This window comes from Pontibacter fetidus, from assembly GCF_010119545.1.
GTDB lineage: Bacteria > Bacteroidota > Bacteroidia > Cytophagales > Hymenobacteraceae > Pontibacter > Pontibacter fetidus.
The window spans coordinates 41812-64495 of sequence record NZ_JAAEAA010000010.1 but is presented as its reverse complement, the minus strand read 5'-3'; the positions used below and the strand labels follow the sequence as shown (position 1 = coordinate 64495).

General features: G+C 45.5%; 18 protein-coding genes. 6 read left to right on the top strand and 12 right to left on the bottom strand.

The features are described from left to right. Positions 1 to 16: 16 nt before the first annotated feature. Positions 17 to 1321, bottom strand: a complete 1305-nt coding sequence (gene metK / locus GWO68_RS09220) for a methionine adenosyltransferase (protein WP_162346153.1) — start codon at positions 1319 to 1321, stop codon at positions 17 to 19. Positions 1322 to 1615: 294 nt separating this feature from the next. Between metK and GWO68_RS09215 the strand changes: the two genes are divergently transcribed. Next, positions 1616 to 2437 (top strand): phosphatase PAP2 family protein, encoded by an 822-nt coding sequence (locus GWO68_RS09215; RefSeq protein ID WP_162346152.1) that lies wholly within the window; start codon positions 1616 to 1618, stop codon positions 2435 to 2437. 76 nt (positions 2438 to 2513) lie between these two features. Here the strand turns inward: GWO68_RS09215 and GWO68_RS09210 are convergent, their stop codons facing one another. The 6 genes from GWO68_RS09210 to GWO68_RS09185 all read right to left on the bottom strand — a co-directional run bounded on the left by GWO68_RS09210 (position 2514) and on the right by GWO68_RS09185 (position 13650). Continuing rightward, entirely contained in the window at positions 2514 to 4919 is a 2406-nt protein-coding gene (locus tag GWO68_RS09210; RefSeq protein WP_162346151.1) for a prolyl oligopeptidase family serine peptidase, read from the bottom strand. Positions 4920 to 5025: 106 nt separating this feature from the next. Further along, the gene (locus GWO68_RS09205) at positions 5026 to 6693 is read right to left on the bottom strand and encodes an amidase (protein WP_162346243.1); all 1668 of its coding nucleotides are present in this window, start codon (positions 6691 to 6693) and stop codon (positions 5026 to 5028) included. A 107-nt stretch (positions 6694 to 6800) separates the two neighbouring features. Beyond that, positions 6801 to 8288, bottom strand: a complete 1488-nt coding sequence (locus GWO68_RS09200) for a RagB/SusD family nutrient uptake outer membrane protein (RefSeq protein ID WP_162346150.1) — start codon at positions 8286 to 8288, stop codon at positions 6801 to 6803. Positions 8289 to 8306: 18 nt separating this feature from the next. Continuing rightward, positions 8307 to 11477 (bottom strand): SusC/RagA family TonB-linked outer membrane protein, encoded by a 3171-nt coding sequence (locus GWO68_RS09195; protein WP_162346149.1) that lies wholly within the window; start codon positions 11475 to 11477, stop codon positions 8307 to 8309. A gap of 341 nt (positions 11478 to 11818) precedes the next feature. Beyond that, positions 11819 to 12847, bottom strand: a complete 1029-nt coding sequence (locus tag GWO68_RS09190; protein WP_162346148.1) for a hypothetical protein — start codon at positions 12845 to 12847, stop codon at positions 11819 to 11821. Then, positions 12835 to 13650, bottom strand: a complete 816-nt coding sequence (locus GWO68_RS09185) for an MOSC domain-containing protein (protein ID WP_162346147.1) — start codon at positions 13648 to 13650, stop codon at positions 12835 to 12837. The genes GWO68_RS09190 and GWO68_RS09185 overlap by 13 nt, the downstream gene beginning before the upstream one ends. 124 nt (positions 13651 to 13774) lie before the next feature. Between GWO68_RS09185 and GWO68_RS09180 the strand changes: the two genes are divergently transcribed. Together GWO68_RS09180 and GWO68_RS09175 are read left to right on the top strand one after the other, a co-directional pair. Next, on the top strand, positions 13775 to 14662 hold the full coding sequence (locus GWO68_RS09180; protein WP_162346146.1) for a TraB/GumN family protein: 888 nt from the start codon (positions 13775 to 13777) through the stop codon (positions 14660 to 14662). A 35-nt stretch (positions 14663 to 14697) separates the two neighbouring features. Continuing rightward, entirely contained in the window at positions 14698 to 16647 is a 1950-nt protein-coding gene (locus GWO68_RS09175; protein WP_162346145.1) for a M1 family aminopeptidase, read from the top strand. An 81-nt stretch (positions 16648 to 16728) separates the two neighbouring features. Here the strand turns inward: GWO68_RS09175 and GWO68_RS09170 are convergent, their stop codons facing one another. Then, complete coding sequence (locus tag GWO68_RS09170; protein WP_162346144.1) at positions 16729 to 17076, bottom strand: TM2 domain-containing protein; 348 nt, start codon at positions 17074 to 17076, stop codon at positions 16729 to 16731. 36 nt (positions 17077 to 17112) lie between these two features. Beyond that, positions 17113 to 17442: a DUF2752 domain-containing protein gene (locus GWO68_RS09165; protein WP_162346143.1), complete on the bottom strand. Its 330-nt coding sequence runs from the start codon at positions 17440 to 17442 to the stop codon at positions 17113 to 17115. Between the two features lie 170 nt (positions 17443 to 17612). Between GWO68_RS09165 and GWO68_RS09160 the strand changes: the two genes are divergently transcribed. From GWO68_RS09160 to GWO68_RS09150, 3 genes are all read left to right on the top strand, one after another. Then, positions 17613 to 17819, top strand: a complete 207-nt coding sequence (locus GWO68_RS09160) for a YgaP family membrane protein (protein ID WP_162346142.1) — start codon at positions 17613 to 17615, stop codon at positions 17817 to 17819. 72 nt (positions 17820 to 17891) lie between these two features. Further along, on the top strand, positions 17892 to 19193 hold the full coding sequence (locus GWO68_RS09155; RefSeq protein ID WP_162346141.1) for a hemolysin family protein: 1302 nt from the start codon (positions 17892 to 17894) through the stop codon (positions 19191 to 19193). A 10-nt stretch (positions 19194 to 19203) separates the two neighbouring features. Next, a complete protein-coding gene (locus GWO68_RS09150; protein WP_162346140.1) occupies positions 19204 to 19731 on the top strand; it encodes a dihydrofolate reductase family protein in 528 nt (175 codons plus the stop codon). 136 nt (positions 19732 to 19867) lie between these two features. On the opposite strand, the gene GWO68_RS09145 is transcribed toward GWO68_RS09150, so the two are convergent. From GWO68_RS09145 to GWO68_RS09135, 3 genes are all read right to left on the bottom strand, one after another. Continuing rightward, positions 19868 to 20125: a hypothetical protein gene (locus tag GWO68_RS09145; protein WP_162346139.1), complete on the bottom strand. Its 258-nt coding sequence runs from the start codon at positions 20123 to 20125 to the stop codon at positions 19868 to 19870. Positions 20126 to 20343: 218 nt separating this feature from the next. After that, positions 20344 to 21609, bottom strand: a complete 1266-nt coding sequence (locus GWO68_RS09140) for a DEAD/DEAH box helicase (RefSeq protein WP_162346138.1) — start codon at positions 21607 to 21609, stop codon at positions 20344 to 20346. Positions 21610 to 21713: 104 nt separating this feature from the next. Then, on the bottom strand, positions 21714 to 22535 hold the full coding sequence (locus GWO68_RS09135; protein ID WP_317164505.1) for a sulfite exporter TauE/SafE family protein: 822 nt from the start codon (positions 22533 to 22535) through the stop codon (positions 21714 to 21716). Positions 22536 to 22684 lie beyond the last annotated feature (149 nt).

The window sequence follows — 22684 nt, the reverse complement described above, 5'->3', positions numbered from 1 at the left end:
ATAACTATAGTTCAGACTATAGACCGAACTCTTGTTTGATCTTGTCCACATAATCAAGTTTCTCCCAGGTAAAGGTCTCAAACTCTTTGCTTTCTTTGTGGCCGTTAACCGAGAACTCTACTTTCTTTTTGCCTGGCGTGCGGCCCATGTGGCCGTAAGCTGCTGTTTCAGAGAAGATCGGGTTCTGTAAACCAAAGCGCTGTACGATAGCATAAGGACGCATATCAAACAGTTTGTTCACTTTCTCTGCAATCTCGCCATCGCTCATAATGTTACCGTTCGCATCCTTTACTTTCGTAGAGCCATAGGTTGTAACATATAAACCAACCGGTTTGGCAACACCAATAGCATACGCTACCTGCACCAGTGCCTGATCTGCTACACCGGCAGCTACCAGGTTTTTAGCAATGTGGCGGGCTGCATACGCTGCCGAACGGTCTACTTTAGAAGAGTCCTTACCAGAAAAAGCGCCACCACCGTGTGCACCTTTACCACCGTAGGTATCAACTATAATTTTACGGCCAGTCAAACCAGTATCGCCATGCGGACCACCGATCACGAATTTTCCCGTTGGGTTAATGTGATAAGTAATGTCTTTGTTAAACAGGTTCTGGATACGTTCCGGCAGCTGCTTCAGCACACGCGGGATAAGTATAGCTGCTACATCTTCACTGATCTTGGCTACCATTTCCTGCTCCGCTTTGTCCTTGGCTTCAGGGGTGTTGCTTTCCGGAAGTATAAACTCGTCGTGCTGTGTAGAGATAACGATCGTGTCAATTTTCTCTGGCACGTGGTTGTCGCTGTAACGAATCGTAACCTGCGATTTTGCATCCGGGCGCAGGTATGTCATTTCTTTACCTTCTTTACGGATGGCTGCAAGCTCTTCCAGTAACAGGTGCGAAATGCTTAGCGCCAATGGCATGTAGTTGTCGGTTTCGTTGGTAGCATACCCAAACATCATACCCTGGTCACCTGCTCCCTGATCTTCCGGGTTAGCACGCTCTACACCCTGGTTTATATCCGCAGACTGCTCATGTATAGCTGAGATCACACCGCAGGCATCGGCATCAAACATGTATTCAGACTTGGTATAACCGATACGCTTGATCACGTCGCGGGCTACTTTCTGTACATCCACATAGGCTTCAGACTTAACCTCGCCGCTCAGTACCACAAGGCCGGTTGTAACAAGGGTTTCGCAGGCAACTTTAGACTGCGGGTCCTGCTTTAAGAATTCATCAAGAAGGGCGTCGGATATCTGATCCGCTACTTTATCAGGGTGTCCTTCTGACACTGACTCAGAAGTGAATAAATATGGCATTGCTTAAATTTTATATGACAATTGAAAACTATGGCTCTTATGGGCCTGTGGCTACAAAGCTAAGACAATTCCGGCATACTTAAAAAAATCAGGATTTATACCTTGGCTCTGCAAAAAGGCTACGGGCGCAGTCCGGTTCTGATACGGGAAGCAGCACTATATAGATATATAAATTTATAAAAAGTTAGCATTCACCTATAGTGCTATATCGCAATCCAAGTATAGTACAAAACTTTTTACCTAAGCCCGCGTTTCAAAAGCATTCATTGAAGACAGAAAACTAAGAATACACGTATGAAACCGATTCTATCATTATTGATAATATTCACAATCATTACCGGCCCCGTATCGGCGCAGGATAATGACTCGCCTTATAAAACCAAACTTGCAGTAGATGGCCCGGTTATACTTGCCGGTATGGGGCTAAGTGCTTATGGTTTATCGCTGATACAGGATAAAGATGGCTTTACACCGTTTGAGGTTAGCACTATGGATAAATCAGATGTAAATGCGTTTGACAGGTTTAGCGCAGGCTACCACTCTGATAAAGCAAAAAAGGCAAGCGATTACCCGTTTTACGGTTCGTTTGCAATGCCACTGGCCATGATGCTGAACCAAAATGTAAGAAGCAAAGCCGGCCAGGTACTGGTATTGTATGTAGAAACGATGGCCGTGACCGGTACACTATTTACACTGGCAAACGGAAATACCACTCGTGCACGCCCTATGGTGTATAGTGATGAAGTAGACATAAGCGACAGAACAGAAGCAAACGCACAAAACTCGTTTTTTGCAGGACACACAGCAGCTACCGCTTCAGCTACGTTCTTTGCTGCCAAGGTATTCCATGATTTCAACCCGGACTCACCAGCCAGACCTTATGTGTGGGCAGCCGCTGCGGCTGTACCTGCTACAGTCGGTTACCTGCGCCTAAAAGCTGGAAAGCACTTCCTGAGTGATAACCTGATCGGCTATACAGTTGGTGCATTATCTGGTATACTTGTTCCGCAGTTGCATAAGAAGAACAACTATAGCGGCGTTGCACTTTCACCGGCTGTGTTACCTACTTTTAATGGCTTAGCAGCACAAGGCGCAAACCTTAGCTATACGTTCTAACTATAGCTGTAAACTATAAAATACAAAAGCACGGTAACTCAGGCTACCGTGCTTTTGTATTTTATACTATAGCTGTTTACTTCTTTTTCAGGTTCTCTTCAAAGAGCTTGTAGATACGCTTATACTCGTCTGTCCAGCTGGCAGGTTCTGTAAAGCCATGGTCCTCTACCGGGTAAACAGCCAGTTCCCAGTTATCTTTACCCAGCTCTATCAGGCGTTGTGTCAGGCGCACCACATCCTGGAAGTGTACGTTGGCATCCACCATACCATGGCAGATCAGCAAGGCACCTTTCAGCCCCTCGGCGTAATAGATAGGTGAGCTTTTGGCATACGCCAGGCTATCTGTCTGCGGCGTATTCAGGATGTTGGAAGTATAGCCATGGTTATAGTGTGCCCAGTCAGTTACAGAACGTAGCGCAGCACCGGCAGCAAATACATCCGGTTGGGTAAACATCGCCATCAAGGTTATAAAGCCCCCGTAAGAGCCACCATAAATACCGATCTTTTTAGGATCAACATTATACTTTTCTACCAATAGTTTAGCGCCATCTACATGGTCGCTCAGGTCTTTGCCCCCCATAAACTGGTAAATACCGGTACGTACATCACGGCCATAACCGGCACTTCCTCTATAGTCTATATCCAGCACGGTATAGCCCTGGTCTACTAAAAAGTTATGGAACATGTACTCTCTGAAGTAACTACTCCACCATTTATGCGCATTTTGTAAGTAACCTGCGCCATGCACGAATATCACAGCCGGTCTGTTGGTAGCTGCATTTTTAGGCTGATATAAACGGGCATACACATCCTCGCCATCTTTCGCTTTAAATGAGATTACTTCAGGTTCGCGCCAGTTGTAAGCTTTAAATTCATCGGTCAGGGAGTTGGTAACCTGCTTTGGCTTCGCACCCTTTTTGTTCTCCATCACATACAGTTCCCATGGCTTGTTGCTATAAGAGTAACGGAAGGCCAGCATCTTCTCATCCGGCGACAGTTCTACTTCGTAAGCACCCGGCATGATAGTAAGCTGCACCATGTCGCCACCGTTTACAGGCATTTTGTAGAAATGTTTTTCGCCGGGGTGTACTTTATTAGCAGTAAAATAAAAGTGCTTTTTATCGTCTGATAATTTCGCATCCGATACTTCAAACTTGCCGCTAGTCAGCGCTCTCTTTTTACCGGTTTTTACATTGACAGCATACAAGTGCGAGTAGCCACTTTCTTCAGACTGAAACCAAACCGATTCGTTATCTGGCAACCAACCAATATCCCCGGCACCATAACTAATACCCGGGCCGTTTATCCAGGCATCGTCGTGCTGACGGTCCAGTAAGTTCAGTTTGCCTGTAGCAGGGTCCAGCGAAAGTATCCAACGGTCTTTATTATCGGCAGAGCGGGCTACCACAACCGCATGTTTCCCGTTATCAGACCAGAACGGGCCATACAGCGTAGTGGCACGCATTTCGGGCTTTTTGGTTTTAGCGTCTGCAGCGTCCTTAGCTATACTTGCTTTTTTGTTTTGCTCTAATTGGTAAGCAGGCACATCAAATATACCTTCCACCTCTTTCATAGTTACTGCATATGTAGAGTCACGTTGGGTATCATATACAAAGAACTCATAGGTACTTTGTTCATCGCCAACTTTAGTGCGGGTACTGATGTCTTCGGTGTATCCTGAAGAAGTAACAAAATCCGGAACTATAGCTACCTTGGCATTTTTCGGACGAGAGATCAAACTATAGGTAATGAAACGCTCGTCCGGGCTAAGTATAATGCTGCTTACCTGTTTGTCATCTACATAAATATCCAACGGACGGGAAGGGGCATCAGCTTTTTGCTGTTTTTTTAATGCTGCATTATCTGCTTCGCGCTCTTTTACAATATTTAACAGGCCAAGTTGCTGGCTGCGCAACCATACGCGCTGCGGATCTTTTTCAGTTGCATCGGCTGGTTTACGCCCTTTCCTGAAATCGGTAAGTTGTGCCAGTTGTCCGTTTGCAATGCTCCAGGCATATAGGTTATTGTCTTTCAGGAAGGTTACTTCACGCTCATCAAAAGTAAAAGCAGGGCTGCTTTCGCGCTCCACGGTATTAGTAATGCGGGTTGTTTTTCCGGTCTTTACATCCAGTAAAAAGATGTCGCCATTCTTTTCATACACCTTGCGTGTTTCAGCCTGGTTATAGGTCCCGAACGGAGAAGGTAAAGCGCGGCGCTCGGCTGAAGATACTTTCTGTATGGTTTTGCCATTGGCGCTTACAGCATAAAGCGAGTCTTTCCGGTTGCCCTCCGGGTTCCAGTTAAAGTATACTTTCTTGCTATCTTCAGACCAGAAAATGTTGCTTGGCGCTATACCAATCCATTTCGGGTCGCGCATTATCTTTTCTATGGTCAGTCCGGTACTTTTTGTTTGTGCCTGCAATGTACCTGTGGCCAGTATACCGAAAAGCGCTACTGCTATAGCTTTGCTCTTTAAAAACATAGGGTTATAGTTTGGTAGGATGATTGTGTGCATCAAATTAACAGAAATGTCCCGATTTCTCAAGTATAACCTTGCAAACCGGGACATTACTATGAAAAACTATAGTTTACTTTTTTGACAGAAAAGCTGTCGGATGCTTCTCTTCGTACGGTGTCAGGTCCTGGTATAGTTTAGCTAAGGCCAGCGCTTCTGCTTCTCCGAACAATTTACCCATAAAGGTTATAGTTGTCGGCATACCATTTTTCTGGAAGCCGGTTGGTACCACTACACAAGGGTGCCCTGTAAGATTTGTAACTACTAAGTTGCTGCTGCCAAACGATGGGCTGATATATACATCTATATCCTTTAGTTTCTCCTGCATCTGCTGTACCAACAAAGTACGAACACGCTGTGCCTGAATATACTCTACTGCAGGTATAAACCTTCCTGCTCTGAATATATTCGGCCATGCTCCCTTATGCTGCTGTTTCAGCATACTGTCTTTGCCACTTCTGGTCAGTTCATCAAAAGCAGCTGCCCCTTCCACCGAAATAGTCATCACCAGGTCATTTGCTGGTAGGTCAGGCAATTCGATTGGCACCAGTTCTATACCTGCTTTTTTCAGATCTTCCAGTGCTTGCTGGTCATTTTCTTTAAAGCCATACTTGCCCTCGAAGTCCTTTTTAAGATAGCCTACCCGCAGCTTTTTAGCATCTATTTTGGAGCTATAGTTGAACGGAGCATCATACACCGACAGGTCTTTACCATCCGGGCCGTAAATAGCGTTAAAAACGATAGCTGCATCCTCTGCAGAACGAGTTATCGGACCAATCTTATCCATAGACCAGCTTAAGGCCATGGCGCCATGACGGCTTACCCGCCCAAAGGTTGGTCTTAGCCCGGTTGTACCACATGCCGTAGACGGCGAAACGATAGAACCTAATGTTTCGGTACCGATAGCATAAGGCAGCAAGCCGGCAGCTACGGCCGAGGCTGAACCTGCAGATGAACCACTGGAACCTTTGCTCAAATCCCACGGTGACTTTGTTTTACCACCATACCAAACATCACCCATAGCCAACGCGCCTAGTGTAAGTTTTGCAACCAGTACACCACCTGCATTTTGCAGTCTTTCTACTACTGTCGCATTTAGGTTCAGTTGCTGGTCTTTATATGGTTCTGCGCCCCAGGTAGTTTTATAGTTTTTGGTTGCCAGCAAGTCTTTCACCCCGAATGGTATACCGTGCAGCATGCCTTTATACTTACCCGCTTTAATTTCTTTATCTGCCTGCCGCGCCTGCTGTAGTGCCAGTTCTTCGGTAAGCGTTGTTACACACTCTAGTGTTGGGCCATATTGTTTCAGCCTGTTCAGGTAAAAAGTAGTTAACTCTTCGGAGCTTATTTGTTTTGATTTGATCAGGGCTGCTAGTTGCGGAATGCTATAGTAGGCCAGCTCTTCTTTGTTAGCCGGCAGCTTTACTTTTTTGGGCAGATCAACTTTAAACTTCTCTTTCTCTTTAGGCCATTCAAACCCTACAGGTATAGGATTAAAAGTAATTGCCGGTGCTACCTCATTTGGTAATGCTACCTTACGAATCCGTTCATAACCGGCTTTAAAATCTTCCAGTTCTGTTGTAGCGGAGTCTAGCTGAGCATTGGTAAAATGTAAGCCCATCAACTGCTGTGCCTGCTGTAGCATAGGTACGGTTATTTTATCTTCAGCCACCTTCATGGCAAATGCGCCTAAGGTAAAGCAACCGGCTGCAAGTAGTGCTGGTTTTATCTTTCTGTTCATTTTCATTTTTAGGTTTCTTAAATATAAAGAAATATGTTATTCATGAGTTGACTAAAACAAAAAAGCCGCACTGGTTTCCCGGTGCGGCTTTTTAATGTAATTACTGATTAAGGGTTCTGATCAGATTCAGTTAACTCGTCGTTCGCGTCGATCTCTGTCTGAGGAATTCTGAACAGGTACTGAGGATCAGTGATTGAACGCTGCAGTACTACTGCTAAACCTGCTGCATGCTCACCGTTAACCGGATCGCCTGCAATTCTGTTAAGGCCTTTGTTTAGGCGTTTCATATCAAGCAAAGAGAAACCTTCACCCCAAAGTTCGATTCTTCTCTGTAGAAGGATCTCATTTATAAGCGCCTGGTTATCTGTTGCTGCAGCTACAGGAAGTACGTAGGCAGAGTTTCTTGCTTTAACTAAAGCTTCCAGTACTGGTATAGCTTCAGCACCTCTGTTTAATCTCGCCAATGCTTCAGCTTCGATCAGGTACATTTCAGAAGCTCTCATCATCACGTAGTCACCAGTCCAGGTTTTTGCATCTGGCTTGCGGAATTTGAAAGCTGTATAGTTCTGCCAGTCAGTTGGCTTTGGGTTTGGAATTGGATTCTTGAACAGGCCTTTACGGATGTCTGTAGCAGGAATTTGATCATAAAGTTCTTTTGTGATCAGTTTTGTGCTACCTAAACCTGCATAACCACCTACTGTGTTATCCATGTGCGAGAAGAAAGACGCATAGATAGTTGCCTGGTCGTTCGGGATTTGAAGACCCCAGATCCACTCAGCGTTAGCGATACCGAAACCGTTGTTGTAAAGTGTTGCACTCATTGGAGCACGACCTGCACGAGCTTCGTTCGCTTTAACAGCTGCTGTTGCATAATCTTCCATCTGTAACGCTACTCTTGCATACAATCCTTTTACTACTTTAGAATCGATATGTGATGGAGTAACTTTTTTGGCTTTGCCTTCCAGTAACGTTTCAGCCTGCTTCAAGTCAGCTATGATCTGATCGTAAACTTCTTTTACTGTACCTCTACCTTTACCAACTGCATGAACTGGCTCAGTATAAAGTGGCACACCTGGTGCATTCTCATGACCTTTGTAAGTGTGCTGATACAGGTTGATCAAGTAGTAATAAGCATAAGCTCTTAGAGCCAGCGCGTTACCTTTCAGGTACTCCTTATCTGCCTGAGGACCAGTAGCATCATCTATATTAGCTATAATTTTGTTAGCATTAAAGATAATTCTATAGTAATGTCTCCAGGTATAGCCTGAACGTGATGCATCTGTAGTAGTAGTGATAGATGACAAGTTATAGTCAGCTACAAACCAGCCATAACCTCTTACAGGAGTAAACATATCGTTACCCATGTAATCCATAGTTATGTCCATTGCTTTCTGACCAAATTTATCATGGTCTTCACTTGCCCACATAAATCTGAATATACCATTCAGAGCTACAGTTGCGCCATCTGTTGTACCGAATACTAATTCTTCCGGTGCATCAGAGTACGGAGTTGTATCTAAATACTCCTTTTCGCAACCCGTAAGCATCAGCACAGACAGTGCTAATGGGAGAGCTTTTTTAAATATATTTCTCATAAAATTTAGATCTCTTAATTAAAAGTTAGCGTTAAGACCTACTGTATAAGTACGCATTACCGGGTATGTATAATCAGCTGTACCGTTGAAGTCGCGCTGAGGGTCCATACCTTCGTTTTTAGTAAAAATCATGGCGTTATCTATAGAGCCGAATGCTCTTACATTGCTAAGACCAATTTTGCTGACAGCATTCTGTGGTAAAGTGTAACCTAAGTTGATGTTTTTAATGTTCAGGTAAGAAGCATCAAATAACCATCTTGTAGAGTAACCATCCTGCAGTGTAATTGCATTTTGCAATCTTGGCACATCGGTGATGTCACCTGGTTTCTGCCATCTGTTCAGGGCGTCTTTGTGCATAGCAGTACCATAAGCACCTCTGTGCATCAAAGCCTGGTAGTTAGAGTCGTAGAACTTACCACCAACCTGGAATGTAGTTAAGATAGCAAGGTCAAAACCTTTATATCTGAATGAGTTAGAGATACCACCAGTGAAATCAGGAATTGCTGAGCCATGGTAAGACTTATGCGCGTTAGCAATTCTGTTTGTTACTGTATCGCCATTTATAATCTGATACTGGCTTGGCAGCGTAGCATCATAGAACTCGTGGTTTGTGCGGTATAATGCATCACCATTGTTTGGATCTACACCATAATATTCAGGAGCCCAGAATTCGTAGATATCATGACCTTCAGCTAATCTCTTAGAACCATTGATGATTGGCTTACCACCTGGCATCTTAGTGATCTCGTTTTTGAACGTTGTAGCGTTTACATCAATTCTCCAGTCGAAATCGCCGGTTGAGATAGCATTGTAACCTAACTGTAGTTCCCAGCCTTTGTTAGTCATTGTACCAACGTTAGCCCACTGCTTCAAATCACCTGCAGATGAGAACGGAAGCTGAACGTTGAATAACAGGTTATCAGAAGTTCTCTGGAAGTATTCAATAGTACCATCAACTTTGTTGAAGAATTTGAAGTCAGCACCAACGTTGAAGTTTGCGTTAGTTTCCCACTGCAAATCTTTCGCTTCAAGATTTGTTACGATAGCACCTGCATTTACACCGTTGTTCCAGCCTAAGCCGTAAAGCTGCTGCCACTGGTAAACGCTTGATGTAGCTTCGTTACCTTGCTCACCATAGCTACCTCTAAGTTTCAACTCATCGATCCAGTCAGCGCTCATGAATTCTTCTTCAGAGATTCTCCAGCCTGCACCAACAGAGTAGAAGTTACCCCAACGTGCATCCTGGAAGAAACGAGATGTACCATCTCTTCTGAAGCTGGCAGACGCCATATACTTATCTTTCAGGCTATAGTTTAACTGAGAGAAGTAACCCTCAATTCTGTGCTGAGAGAAATCTGAGCTAGCAGCTGTGATTGTTGGAGCTGTAGCTAATTCTGTAGTACCTGGGAAAGGGAAACCTGTTTTAGTAGCTGAAACGCTTCTTGATTCCCATGCATAGTTTTCGTGACCAGCTAAAACGCTTAAGCTATGCTCACCAAATTTCTTGTTCCAAGATAACACCTGGTTAAAGGTATAAGAAAGCACTCTTGTATCAGATTTAGTTGATCTACCTTTATCACCGGCTGCATCACCAAACTCTGAGTTTTGGAATGTAGTAGCATAACCGTTGTAGTAGTTACCACCAAACGTAGTTTTGAAAGTAAAGTCTTTTAAGAACTTAGCTTCAGCATATGTATTTGCAGTAGCTTCGCTTCTTCTCATTGATCTTTCATCAAGAGCAAGTGTACCTAAAAGGTTTGAGTTTGGCGCATATGGTCTGACACCCATTGGAGCGTTAGTACCGCCACCCCAGTCAAGTGCGTTACCACCACGGATAGGGTCGGTTACGAATTTACCTTCGCCATCACGCTGCCAGATCGGGTAAATAGGACCCATGTAGCGAGAATAGTAGAATGGGTTAGAAGTAGCAGAACCTGTAGCAAAGTTACCCTGGTTTTCAGAAAGGTTACCAGTCATATTTATACCAGTCTTTAACCAGTCAGTTGCCTGCATGTTTATGCTTGCACGGGCATTTACGCGGTCGTAGCCAGAGAATTTAGCGATACCTTCTTCGTCAATATAACCAACAGACAGGTAGTAATCGCTTTTATCAGCTGCGCCAGAAATGTTAACGTTTAAGTCCGTTCTGCTAGCCTGCTGGAATAAAGCATCAGCCCAGTTATCCTGGTATAATAAACGTGCATTCGGGTTCAGTTTACCTGTAGCAGGATCGATGATATCTGTACCAGCTACATTGAATGGGTTGTAAACAAGTCCGTTTTTAGTAGCAATGTTTGCAGATGCGTAAGCCGCAGCTTCAGCCGGAGTATAAAGTACACCAGTTGCAGGGTTTTTGGCAGCAAGACGGTTGTTTCTCATTGCCTCCCAGTTCAGCTCATAATATTCCTGTGAGTTTACACGCTCATATTCAGGGATAGCACGCTCAGAAACACCTTTTCTCAGGTTAACAGCAATACCAGCTTTGCCTTTTCTACCTTTTTTAGTTGTGATCATAATCACACCGTTAGCAGCACGTGAACCGTAAAGCGCAGCAGCAGCAGCATCTTTCAGTACAGTTACCGAAGCGATATCATCTGTGGATATAGAAGAAAGCGTACCATCGAAAGGAATACCATCCACTACATATAATGGAGAGCTGCTTGCGTTGATTGAACCAATACCACGGATACGAACGCTTGCGCTTGAACCAGGACCGCCACCACCGTTAGTAGTCTGGATACCAGCAACAAGACCTTCAAGCACCTTGGTAACAGAAGTAACCTGCTGTCTTTCGATAGCTTTGGTAGAGATTGTAGACTCAGCACCTGTAAAGGCTGTTTTTGCAACTGTACCGTAAGGCACCTGTACAACAACTTCAGAAAGCATTTTAGCATCCGGAGCAAGTACAACATTAATGTTGCTGTTGTTACCGATTGCTACTTCCTGGTTTGCATAACCAATGTATCTAAACATAAGGGTTGTTGCATTCGCAGGAACGTTGAGGGAGAAAGAGCCGTCCATACCAGTGGCCGTACCGGTAGTTGTGCCCTTTACAATAACAGAAACGCCTGGCAGACCCTGACCAGAATCCTGGTCGGTTACCTTACCCGTCACTGTTCTGTTTTGTGCCAGCACTTGCACCACAAGCGCAAACACAAAAATGAAACTGAGTAGTAAACTCTTCTTCATACTAGAGTGTGTTAAATAAATAGTTATAGATTTGTTTGTGTCCAAATATAAGTACAGGTTCTATCATTTAAAATACTTTATACCTGATTTCTAGTAAATAAAATTTTACTATACATTTTCACATATTAAATATAACTATAATAACAACCATTTACCCATACAGGCTATACGTTCACTTTAAAGTTTAAACATCTTACTAAATTGCGCATCTTATTCATGCTATGCCTTTGCAATCGGGAACTATAGTTTCATACTAAATTAAATATATAGAATCTATATATTTTACCATATACCATCGCCTTTGAATAGTACAAAACTTAGCAAACATTTGATTTAACCTCTTAAATAAGGGTGGCTACTAATCGTGCCGGGAAAATGAAAAGGCGTTTGTAGAAAGGAATTGTGGAAGTAGAAGCCCAGCAAAGGCTGGCCTGTTGCTGTATAAAAGGCATCAGGTTTACTATTTGGCTAAGCTCGGTGGCTAAAATACTCTTCTTTTTATCACTCCACTTACGAACTACCGCCTGCAACAATGGGGCTGCCACAAATACCCAGCAGGAGGTAAGCAAAACAGCTCTGAAAAATATACTGTAGGCTGTGTTATACGCTATAACATTCAGGTATAAAGCAGCAGCCAAAAGTATGGCTACACTAATGAACAGGAAAGAGAAATACCGTTTATAAGGGCGCTTCTTTTTTGAAGTAACTATAGTTAGCGGATCTTGCATGATAGCATCCGTTATATGTGCCTTAAGTTGTTGTTGCTGATTATGTAGCATGTGAGGTAAGCGTCCCGCCAGCCAGCCAACCAAAATGCCCATCAGCGCATGCAAGCCAATGTAACCAATAACTACATACAGCACATAGTTACCTTCTGCCACGCCGGCTTTCTGCAGTATATAGTTTACAAATTCGTGGGCAACTTTATACAGGTCTGCGCCAAAGATAAAGAACATGACTACCAGCCGCTGCAACGCCGACTGTAACTGGGTAAGCACGCCTAGCAGCAGGCAGCTCAGCTTAAAGTAGCGCCTGCTCTGGAACAATATATACCCTAAACCGCCTTGTATAAACACCGCCAGGTAAGCCCCCGGCGGAGTGTGCGGACTTAAGATACCTTTTATAAGAATAACCAGCACTGTTGCTTTAAGTATAGCCCGGCGGTCGGGGCAATGGGTAGCCAGCAGACTAATGCAAAGTACCGAGGCGCCACCAACAAATAACCCGGTACCTGGCAAGTGCAGCGCATGCAATATACCGCCCAGAAAGGATTCGCTGATGGCCCAAAGTGCAGTTATGCGGTAAAACACATTTACTTCCGGCGCTATAGTTGTACTGCTTTGTACTGGTTGGGCTATTACTTTTTCCATGCTGCTACTGTTATCTCATCGCCTATAGCTATAGTTCCTTTGCCGGTATGTACCAGGTTCTGGCCAAAAAGCACTTTGTTGTTTTGTGTGCGGTAGGTGGCAAGTGTTTTTAAGGGTTCAGCGCCTTTTATACCTGTTTGCTGGTCAACGGTGGTGAGCACGCAGCGGGCACATGGTTTGGCTGCCCGGAACTGCACCTCTCCTATTGTAAAGGTCTCCCAGGTATCTTCTTCGTGTGGCTGCCCACCCGTAAACACGATGTTTGGCCGGAACCGGTTCATGGGTACAGGTGCATCCAGTTTGGCGTTCAGGTTATTCAGCGCTTCCTGCCCGATCAACAGAAACGGGTAAGCATCGGCAAAACTTACAACTTCTTCGGCAAAAGCATAGTCCGGGTCTACGTGGCGTCGGGAGCTTTCGGGCATGTACACCAGGCGGGCAGGCATTCCAAGCGCTTTTGTAAACCACTCCGAGGTTATGCCATCTACTTCTTTTGCGGTAAAGGTATCGTCCCAGACAGTTACGGTTATTTCTTTTTCCTGCGGGGCATCAAACGGAATAAATAAAGGCCTGAGAACATTATGTTTATGAGCCACCAGCAAGCCATCATGCTGCAAGTGTACCTGCAATAGCGCCATCTGTGCAAATTTGCGCTGCGACAGGAAACCGCCCTTTTCATCTACCAGCATCCAGCGGCGGTCGTATTGCAGGCCGCGTTCCTGCACTGTTGCCTCTTTTAGGCTTATGCCGCCCAGCGACTTTATCGGGTAAATGTAAAGGCTGCTTATTTTGTAAGTTCCCATGCAGGCTAAACTATAGGTATGGTTTCTACAAACTTTCTTAAAATTAAGCAAAGGTATTGGTCATCTGACATATATTTACATACCAATTAAATATTATCTTTACACAAGAACTAATTTCACCCTTATGATACGTTTATACAACCGCCCGTTTTTAGTGCTTTTGCTGGCATTATGTATAACCTTGCCATCGCTGGCGCAGGCTCCTGCAGAGCAACCAAAGGCCTTGCTCTGGGAAATTAGCGGTAAGGGCCTGAAGCAGCCATCTTATTTATTGGGTACTATACATGCCATCTGCCCCGAAAACTTTAACCTGACCGACAAGGTGAAATCGAGACTGGAAAAGTCGGAGCGTTTGTCGCTGGAGGTGGATATGGATGCGCCTAACTTTATGGTAGAGCTGCAACAGGCGGCTTTGTTGCCAAAGGGTAGCACACTCCGGGGCTTCTTCTCAGAGAAAGATTATGCCCTGCTCGCCAACCATTTTAAGAAAACTATGGAAATAGACCTGCAGCAACTGGACCGTATGAAACCTTTTATGCTGCATTCTATGCTTTTGTCGCAGTTGACGGAGTGCCAGGCTGTGTCGTATGAGCAGAGCCTGATGGAACTGGCCCAGAAACAAGGCAAAGAAGTAATTGGCCTTGAAACAGTAAGCGAGCAGCTAAGCGCCATAGACCAGATGCCTGCTGAAGTACAAACCAGTATGCTTACCCACATGGTAGGCAACATGGAGGAAGCCCGCCAGAACTACCGCAACATGGTGCAACTATACCTGCAGCAAGACCTGGCCGGTTTAGATAAACTATCCAGAGAAGATTATAACTCCGAAGAATACCAGGTATATGAACAGGCATTTTTAGTGGGCCGTAACAAACGCTGGATACCAGTAATGGAGCGCGAAGCACACATACAGCCTACATTTTTTGCCGTTGGCGCCGGCCACTTAACCGGCAAAGACGGCCTGTTGGAATTGCTGCGCAGCAAAGGCTATACCGTATTACCGGTTCAGTAATTTTTACTTTTGCTATACTTCAATTACTACTCTCTATGAAAAAGGCTTTCCTGCTTCTGCTGTTATGGGCTGGCATGTTACCGTGTGTAAAGGCACAGCTACTGGCAGACGTTACCTGCGCCAATAGCAGAACAAGCAGCATAGCACGGCAGGCCGTTACTACCCCGCAGCACCTGCAGTTAATGAACATGTATGATGTTACGTTTTATGCCCTTGACCTTGCCCTGGAATGTAACAGCGTGTACATTTCGGGGAGCGTAACCACGCATGCAACTATAAAAGGAAAGCCGCTAACTGTTTTTGCGTTTGAACTGCATCCTAATTTCACCATCGAGTCGGTAACTATAAACGGCATTGCGCAAACAAGTATAGCCCGAAACAACAGCGATGTTGCCGTTACGCTAACTTCGGCGGTGGCTGCCAATGGCACCTTAAAAGCTGTGATAAAGTATAGCGGCAGTGCCCCGCAAAGCAACAATGCAGCTATCGGCAACGGCTTTAATACGGCCATCGAAAATCAGTGGAAAAACAATGTTACCTGGAGCCTGAGCGAACCATATGCCGCATACGAATGGTGGCCGACCAAACAGGTACTGACCGATAAAGCTGATTCGGTGCATGTTTCGGTTACAACCAGCCCCGAAAACAAAGCAGGCTCCAACGGCCTGCTTACCAAAACAGAAACACTGCCCAACGGCAAAGTACGCTACCACTGGAAAAGCAAATACCCTGTCGCTTATTACCTGATCTCAGTTGCGGTTTCGGATTACGAGGAATATGTGCAGTTTGCAAACCCGGCGGGCGCAGCCAAGCCCATACCTATCGTGAATTATGTGTACAAAGGTGGCGCTTTAAACCTGTACAAGCCATCAATAAACCAGACTGCTCCTTTGCTGGAACTATACTCGCAGCTGTTTACGCTATACCCCTTTGCCAAAGAGAAGTATGGCCATAGTATGGCCCCGATTGGCGGTGGTATGGAACACCAGACCATGACCACCCTCGACAACTTTAACTTTACGCTGGTAGCCCACGAGCTTGCCCACCAGTGGTTTGGCGATAATGTAACCTGTGCCTCGTGGCAGGATATCTGGCTGAACGAAAGCTTCGCCTCTTACGCCGAGTACCTGGCCCTGGAAAACCTGTACCCTGAAGCCGCCAGTGGCTGGATGAACGATGCTCATTCCCGTGCTATGCGTGCTTTACAAGGCAGTTTACGGGTGCCGGACACAACCAATGTTAACCGAATCTTTAACTATAACATCACCTACAAAAAAGGGGCGGCAGTAGTGCACATGCTTCGGTATGAGATTGCCAACGATGCCCGTTTTTTTGAAGCGCTGCGAAATTACCAGACGCAGTACAGGGGCCGCACTGCTACCACTGCCGATATGCAGCGCGTTTTTGAAGAAGCGACCGGCAAAGACCTGGATTACTTTTTTAAGCAATGGTACGAAGGCGAAGGCTTCCCGGACTTTAGAATACAATGGAACCAGGAGGGCGAAAACGTAGTGCTGGAAGCTACGCAGACCACAACGGGCAAAACTCCTTTTTTTAAGACAGATGTAACCTATAGTATACAAACAACTGCCGGCACCGAAACTTACCGTGTTACACAAAACACCCCTAAGCAACAATTTGTATTTAAGGTAACCGGCGACGTAACCAATCTTGAAGTAGACCCACAGAACTGGATCCTGAACAACGTAAGCCAACTTTCCCGCAATAACAGCTTGAAAGTGCCACAGCTGGCGCCAATGTTATATCCAAACCCGGTTAGTGCCAACACTATAACTATAGCCGACCTGCCTTTTGGGGCTACCTCTGCTATAGTTTACGACCGTGTGGGCCGACGTGTAGGCACATTCCAGCTTTCATCGCAGCAGCAGGTAGTATTACCTATACATCATCTCCCGGCTGGCTTATACGTGGTGCATTTTACCGACGGAAAGCAATCTTATAAAGCGAGGTTTGTGAAACTATAGTTTAAAAACACCTCTACCTATAAAACAAAAGCGCAACAGGTGTAGATCTGCTGCGCTTTTGTTATTTTAAGTAAAACGTATTTAGTAGCGTAACATGGCTTTCACGGTCTGGGCTTCTTTTACATTATACTCGTAGGTCAGGCGCTTATAGTTCAGCAGGTCCAGGATAGTACCTACAAAGCAGAGGCCGCCAGTAAAAAAGTATAAAAGGCCCATGCCTACCTGCCCCAGGTAAAAACGCTGCAGGCCGGCCAGCAAAAAGAAACCAACAATTACCAGCAGCAACACATCCTGCGGTTTTTTGCGGCGCGAACGATAAATATTTGCAAACTGCTGTGTTTCGGCGTAAGGCATATCATTTACCAGGGCCTGCACATAGTGTAGTTCATCGGGCTCCAGTTCGGGCATTAATTCCAGTATTCTTGACATAGTATAGGTGGTTTAGATTAGTTTGAAAAGTATAGATCAATTATGGTAAAACTGCCTCTTTTGCTTTATATGCAAATTTATCAACTGCCAGCTACGGTATAGCAGCATACTTACCGCCGGCACGCCCAACGGATGTGCCTGCCACGAGGCCTTTAGCTCTCCGCGCGCCAACCAGGCAATCGCATGCCCTAACCCACAACCCGGACACCACTCCAGCACATAACTGAAAGGGCAAAAACTGAATAAATGGGCTTCGTCGGGTTGCGTCAGGGCAAGGGCAATCAGTGCAGCTACCCAGGCAAAAGCCTCCGGCAAGTATAAACTTTTTGTAAAGCCTGCTATACTATAGTTCCGTGTTTTATGCATCTGCTACCGATAAGTGCGGCTCATTATCAACTAAAATTTTTTAAAAATTAACAAATAAAATTCACATTCAAAAACACACCTGAGCCGATCTTAAAACTTTACTACCACCAATACCCGACAAAGCCACCCTGCACCCGTAAGTATAAACTATAACCTTAAAACTAATAACTATGGAATGCAACGTCGGACTTAAAGAACAGAAACTGCGCGTGCTGGCAGGTATGGCAATCATTGGCCTGGGAGCTTATTATAACACGAAGGCACTTGCCGCAATTGGGCTAATCCCGATACTCACCGGCATGATCCGCTGGTGCCCCATAAACCAGGCAATCGGGTATAACGGTTGTGCTGATGAACTTGTTAAAGATTATACCTGACCAAGCAGACCAATCCGTTAATTTTACAGCTACCACCCTACAGCCAGGCAGGCTGCTACCGCCACAACAACTATGGAGATCATTATTATACTTATACTTACACTGCTTAATGGCTTTTTTGCCCTGTCCGAGATCGCGCTGGTATCGGTTAAGCGAAGCCGGATAGAACAGAAAGCCGCCAAAGGCAGCGGAAGTGCTAAAGATGTGTTGAAATTACTGGATGAGCCGGAAAATTTTCTGTCGTCGGTGCAGGTTGGTATAACCCTGATAAGTATTGTAGCTGGTGCTTATGGCGGCGCGGCCCTCTCCGAAAAATTTACGCCGGTGGTGGCAGGCATAGCGCCGTTGCAGCCTTACGCCGAAGAGATTTCAATCATCGTTATAGTTGGCCTGATTACCTATTTTACGATAGTTATAGGCGAGCTCATCCCTAAAACCATTGCCCTGAATAACCCCGAACGCATTGCCCTGGCGGTTGCGCCCATCATTAAAGTATTTACTAAGTTTACTTATCCGCTGGTAAAACTGCTGTCGGGCTCTACCAACCTGGCCATAAAGCTGCTGGGCATAAAGCAAAACCAGGGCGGTGCCAGCCTTACCGAAGAAGAACTGCGCCACATGATAAAAGTAGCAGGGCGTGAGGGGGTGCTGGAAAAAGAAGAGGAACGCCTGCACGACAACCTGTTTTACCTGTACGAGCAGCGCAACCGCAGCCTGATGACTTACCGCACCGAAGTGGAATGGCTGGACCTGAGTAGCCCCGCCGGAGAAGTGCACCAGCGCATTATGCAAAGCGCACATACCAAGTTCCCGGTGGGCAAAGGCTCGCTTGATAATATGGTGGGCATACTGGCTGTAAAAGATTATTTTGAACAGGTAGATAAGCAGGGCGTGCCCCTCGGAAATGTATTGAAGCAACCGCTGTTTGTATCGGAATCGATGTACGCGATGCAGACCCTGAAAATGTTCCAGCGGAAGAAGCAGTACCTGGCTATAGTTGTAAATGAATTTGGCGCCGTGGAAGGCATTATTACCCTGCACGATATTATGGAAGCTATAGTTGGTGACCTGCCGGATGTGGATGAGACCAGCGAACCAGAGGTGTTCCGGCGCGAAGACGGCTCGTACCTGGTAAGCGGGGCCATACTGGTACGCGACCTGAACCGCGAACTGAATTGCGACCTGTTACCCGACTACCCCGAGCGTTACACCACACTGGGCGGATTTATATTGTACACCCTCTCTAAAATTCCTAAAACCGGCGACACGATAAAACTGCGTACCCACGAACTGGAAGTAATGGACATGGATGCCAGCCGCATTGATAAAGTGATGGTACGCGCGCTACCTGCAAAACCTGAATCCGAAGTATAAAAACTACGCTATGAGACAGATCATACTATACATTGCTGCCAGCCTGGATGGCTACATTGCCCGCCCCGACGGAAGTATAGACTGGCTCGAAAACGAGAAATTTGCTATCGAAAATGAAGATTACGGATACAGCGAGTTTCTGCAAACTATAGATACCACCCTGATGGGGCACAGCACCTATAAAGTGGTAACAGGTTTCGACACACCTTTCCCGTATGCAGACAAGACCAACTATGTGTTTAGCCACTCGAAGCAACCAGACACAGAACATGTGCAATTTGTACATAGCAACGTAGCCGGATTTGTGAAGCAGTTAAAACAACAGTCCGGAAAGGATATATGGCTGATTGGTGGCGGGCAGTTAAATACCCATTTACTGAATGCCGGCCTTATAGATGAAATTATACTTACCTATATACCAGTTATACTTGGCAGTGGCATACCCTTATTTGCTACCGGCGCCCAGGAAAAATTTTTGAAGGTAACAGAAAGCAAGACGTTTGCAAACGGGTTTGTACAGGTCAGGCTTGATTTTTAGGAGTTTGTGAGAGATTTAAAAAACCAAAACCACTCGGCTTGGTAACAGGGTGGCTTTTGGTTAGCAGAACCAGCGTCAGGACAAGGCTTTTCTGCTTTTGTAGGTTTTGGCAATCAACAGTGTTTTACTCCTCGGTTTATAAGCAGTTTTGCTCAGGTTTCGGACCAGGCCCGTGGTTAGATCTTAGTTCCGGATTTTGGTGCGTCTTGTTTTGCACTGACTTGTGCTGCTCTTCCTCGTGCTTATGTTCTATCCTTTCATCTTCCATCATGCCTTCGTTTATGGTATCGGCATAATGCCTGCTGTGGGTAAAGCTTTCTTCCACTGTCTTTTCCTGCCTGTCCCCGGTATTAAAAAATAATCCTGAAAGGGGCATCAATCTACTTCGTCTCATCACGTACTCCTTTCTTTTAGAGTGCAACAAACTATTGCACATTTATACATTCGTTTATACTATGTTATACGAGTTATATGCAAGGTTGTGCAATATATATCAGGAAATAATACCACTATAAATTGTACTAAAAAACCGCCTGTTTTATACTTTAGCAGGCACAAAAAAGCCGCTGTTCAGATACAGAATCCAAACAGCGGCTGAAACATTCAATGGTGCTATTTCTTTTTCTTGGCTTTGGCGCGGGCTTTCTTGCTTTTAGCGGCTTTTATTTCTTTCTCGTCCTGCTCTGCTTCTTTCATCAAAGCTTTCCAATCGTATTTGGCAGCGGCGCTAAAATCTATAGTTGCCTCGTAGTCTTCGGCTTCAACTTCGATGGTTTTGATCTCTTTGGTCAGGTATTGCTGTATCTCGTCAAGTATAGGTTTTTCTTCGGGAGCACAGAAACTTACGGCTATACCTTTGGCTGTGCCACGCCCTGTACGGCCCACGCGGTGCACATAATTCTCAGGTTGTTCCGGTAAATCGTAGTTAATAACATAATCTACGTTCGGGATGTCGATGCCGCGCGCACTTACATCAGTTGCAATCAGTAGTTTTACATCGCCTTTCTTGAATTTCTTCATCACATCGAGGCGGTCTTTCTGCTCTTTGCCGCCGTGTATGCTCAGGGCCTCTATGCCTACGCGCTCCATGGCTGCCAACACGCGCTCGGCCCGCACCTTGGTACGCACAAACACCAGTATCTTTTTATCCGGGTTCTGGTTCACGATCCGCTCCAGGAAAAAGCGCTTGTCATCCATCTCCACGTACATTACCGAATGGTCTACGTTTTTAGAAACACGGTCTTTAGGCGATATCTGTATACGAACCGGTTTGTTTACCAGCGAGTAGGCAAGCTCTTTTATCTTCTCATCTATAGTTGCCGAAAAAAACAGCGTCTGCCGGTTGCGGGGCAGTTTGGTTATCAGTTGGCGGATGTCATGTATAAAACCCAGGTCCAACATGTGGTCGGCTTCGTCCAGCACCAGCACTTCTACGCGATGCAGTTGTATATAGCCCTGGCTTACCAGGTCGAATAAGCGGCCTGGGGTGGCTACCAGTATATCAATGCCATCCTGTAGTTTTGCTATCTGCGGTCCTTGCTCTACGCCACCGTACACGCAAAATGTTTTTACACGCGTGCCACGGCCTATCTCTTCAAACACTTCGGTTATCTGGATGGCCAGTTCGCGGGTGGGCACCATTACCACGCATTTTATACCATCTTCGCGTTTGCGGTTTTTACTGAACTGCAAATGATCTAAGATAGGAATGGCAAAAGCGGCTGTTTTACCGGTACCGGTCTGGGCAATGGCCAGCACATCCTCGCCTCTCATAATTGGCGGAATGGCTTTAAACTGAATATCAGTAGGTTTTCTGAATCCCAGTTTGTCCAGGCTTTTTTTGATCTCGTCGGATATGCGGTAATCTTCGAACTTCATGCAAATGGTTTTTACGTGGCAACTGCCTATACTTACGGCAGAAAGCAACTGCAAAGGTAGCGTTAATTGCTGATTATTGGCTTTGTTAATTACCCTGGCCGGTTTCAGCTTTTAAAACCAACCAACTCCTGCACCGCAACACTTAGCTTTTTAAAATCGGAGCCGCCCGAGCCATAGGTGTCGTAAGCAAACTTGATGATAATGCCCGTAACCACGATCAGGAACAAAACGCGCACAAAGCCAACCCCACGTTTAAGGGCCGTGCGCGTACCAAGTTGCGAGCCGATAATGCTGCAAACCGCCATCGGGATGGCTACCTGGTAAAGTACATGGCCTTTGTAAATAAAGTACCCCAGTGCCGACAAATTAGTAGCCACGTTTACTACCTTAGCCGCCGCCGAAGCTGCCAGAAAGTTAAAACCGAAAAGCCCGATAAAGATAAAGATGAGAAAACTACCGGTGCCAGGCCCAAAAAACCCATCGTAAAAACCAATAGCAGCACCAATCAGCAAACCGTAAAGCTTCTCTTTGCTGTCAGTTAGCTTGGGCGCATGCAGGCTCCCGAAATCTTTTTTGATGAACGTATAAACTGCCACAAGTATAAGCAACACCAATATAAGCGGCTTTAGCAGGTTGGCATCTATATGACTAAGGGCACGCGCCCCTAAAAACGAGAAAACAAAAGCAGTGCCCGCTGCCGGAACTATAGCCCAGTAGTTGATTTTAACGCTGCGCACATATTTTACCATGGCGGCTGTAGTACCCGCAATGCCAGCAAACTTGCCCGTACCAAAAGCGGTTGGCAACGGCACACCCGGCAAAAACACCAGCAAGGCTGGCAACTGAATAAGGCCTCCCCCACCCACTACCGAATCAATAAAGCCTGCCATAAACGCAAACAGGCACAGGTACACAATATTCTCCACTACAGTAAAAGCCTTAAGAAAGTATAATTCTGAACTATGAAAAAAGAGCGGTGCAAGTTAAGGGTTTGTTTGAGTATTATAGCATCGACCTCACAGTGTTTTTAAACCTGTGCACGTCTTTATAGCTTAGAAATCAAACACTCACAGGT

Bases quoted from the DNA above. Each gene is read 5' to 3' on its own strand.
- GWO68_RS09155 (WP_162346141.1), top strand. From the start codon at position 17,892: ATGGAGATCATTATTATACTTATACTTACACTGCTTAATGGCTTTTTT.
- GWO68_RS09210 (WP_162346151.1), bottom strand. From the start codon at position 4,919: ATGTTTTTAAAGAGCAAAGCTATAGCAGTAGCGCTTTTCGGTATACTG.
- GWO68_RS09180 (WP_162346146.1), top strand. From the start codon at position 13,775: ATGATACGTTTATACAACCGCCCGTTTTTAGTGCTTTTGCTGGCATTA.
- GWO68_RS09195 (WP_162346149.1), bottom strand. From the start codon at position 11,477: ATGAAGAAGAGTTTACTACTCAGTTTCATTTTTGTGTTTGCGCTTGTG.
- GWO68_RS09160 (WP_162346142.1), top strand. From the start codon at position 17,613: ATGGAATGCAACGTCGGACTTAAAGAACAGAAACTGCGCGTGCTGGCA.
- GWO68_RS09140 (WP_162346138.1), bottom strand. From the start codon at position 21,609: ATGAAGTTCGAAGATTACCGCATATCCGACGAGATCAAAAAAAGCCTG.
- GWO68_RS09190 (WP_162346148.1), bottom strand. From the start codon at position 12,847: ATGGAAAAAGTAATAGCCCAACCAGTACAAAGCAGTACAACTATAGCG.
- GWO68_RS09185 (WP_162346147.1), bottom strand. From the start codon at position 13,650: ATGGGAACTTACAAAATAAGCAGCCTTTACATTTACCCGATAAAGTCG.
- metK (WP_162346153.1), bottom strand. From the start codon at position 1,321: ATGCCATATTTATTCACTTCTGAGTCAGTGTCAGAAGGACACCCTGAT.
- GWO68_RS09165 (WP_162346143.1), bottom strand. From the start codon at position 17,442: ATGCATAAAACACGGAACTATAGTATAGCAGGCTTTACAAAAAGTTTA.
- GWO68_RS09170 (WP_162346144.1), bottom strand. From the start codon at position 17,076: ATGTCAAGAATACTGGAATTAATGCCCGAACTGGAGCCCGATGAACTA.
- GWO68_RS09200 (WP_162346150.1), bottom strand. From the start codon at position 8,288: ATGAGAAATATATTTAAAAAAGCTCTCCCATTAGCACTGTCTGTGCTG.
- GWO68_RS09205 (WP_162346243.1), bottom strand. From the start codon at position 6,693: ATGAACAGAAAGATAAAACCAGCACTACTTGCAGCCGGTTGCTTTACC.
- GWO68_RS09215 (WP_162346152.1), top strand. From the start codon at position 1,616: ATGAAACCGATTCTATCATTATTGATAATATTCACAATCATTACCGGC.
- GWO68_RS09145 (WP_162346139.1), bottom strand. From the start codon at position 20,125: ATGAGACGAAGTAGATTGATGCCCCTTTCAGGATTATTTTTTAATACC.
- GWO68_RS09150 (WP_162346140.1), top strand. From the start codon at position 19,204: ATGAGACAGATCATACTATACATTGCTGCCAGCCTGGATGGCTACATT.
- GWO68_RS09175 (WP_162346145.1), top strand. From the start codon at position 14,698: ATGAAAAAGGCTTTCCTGCTTCTGCTGTTATGGGCTGGCATGTTACCG.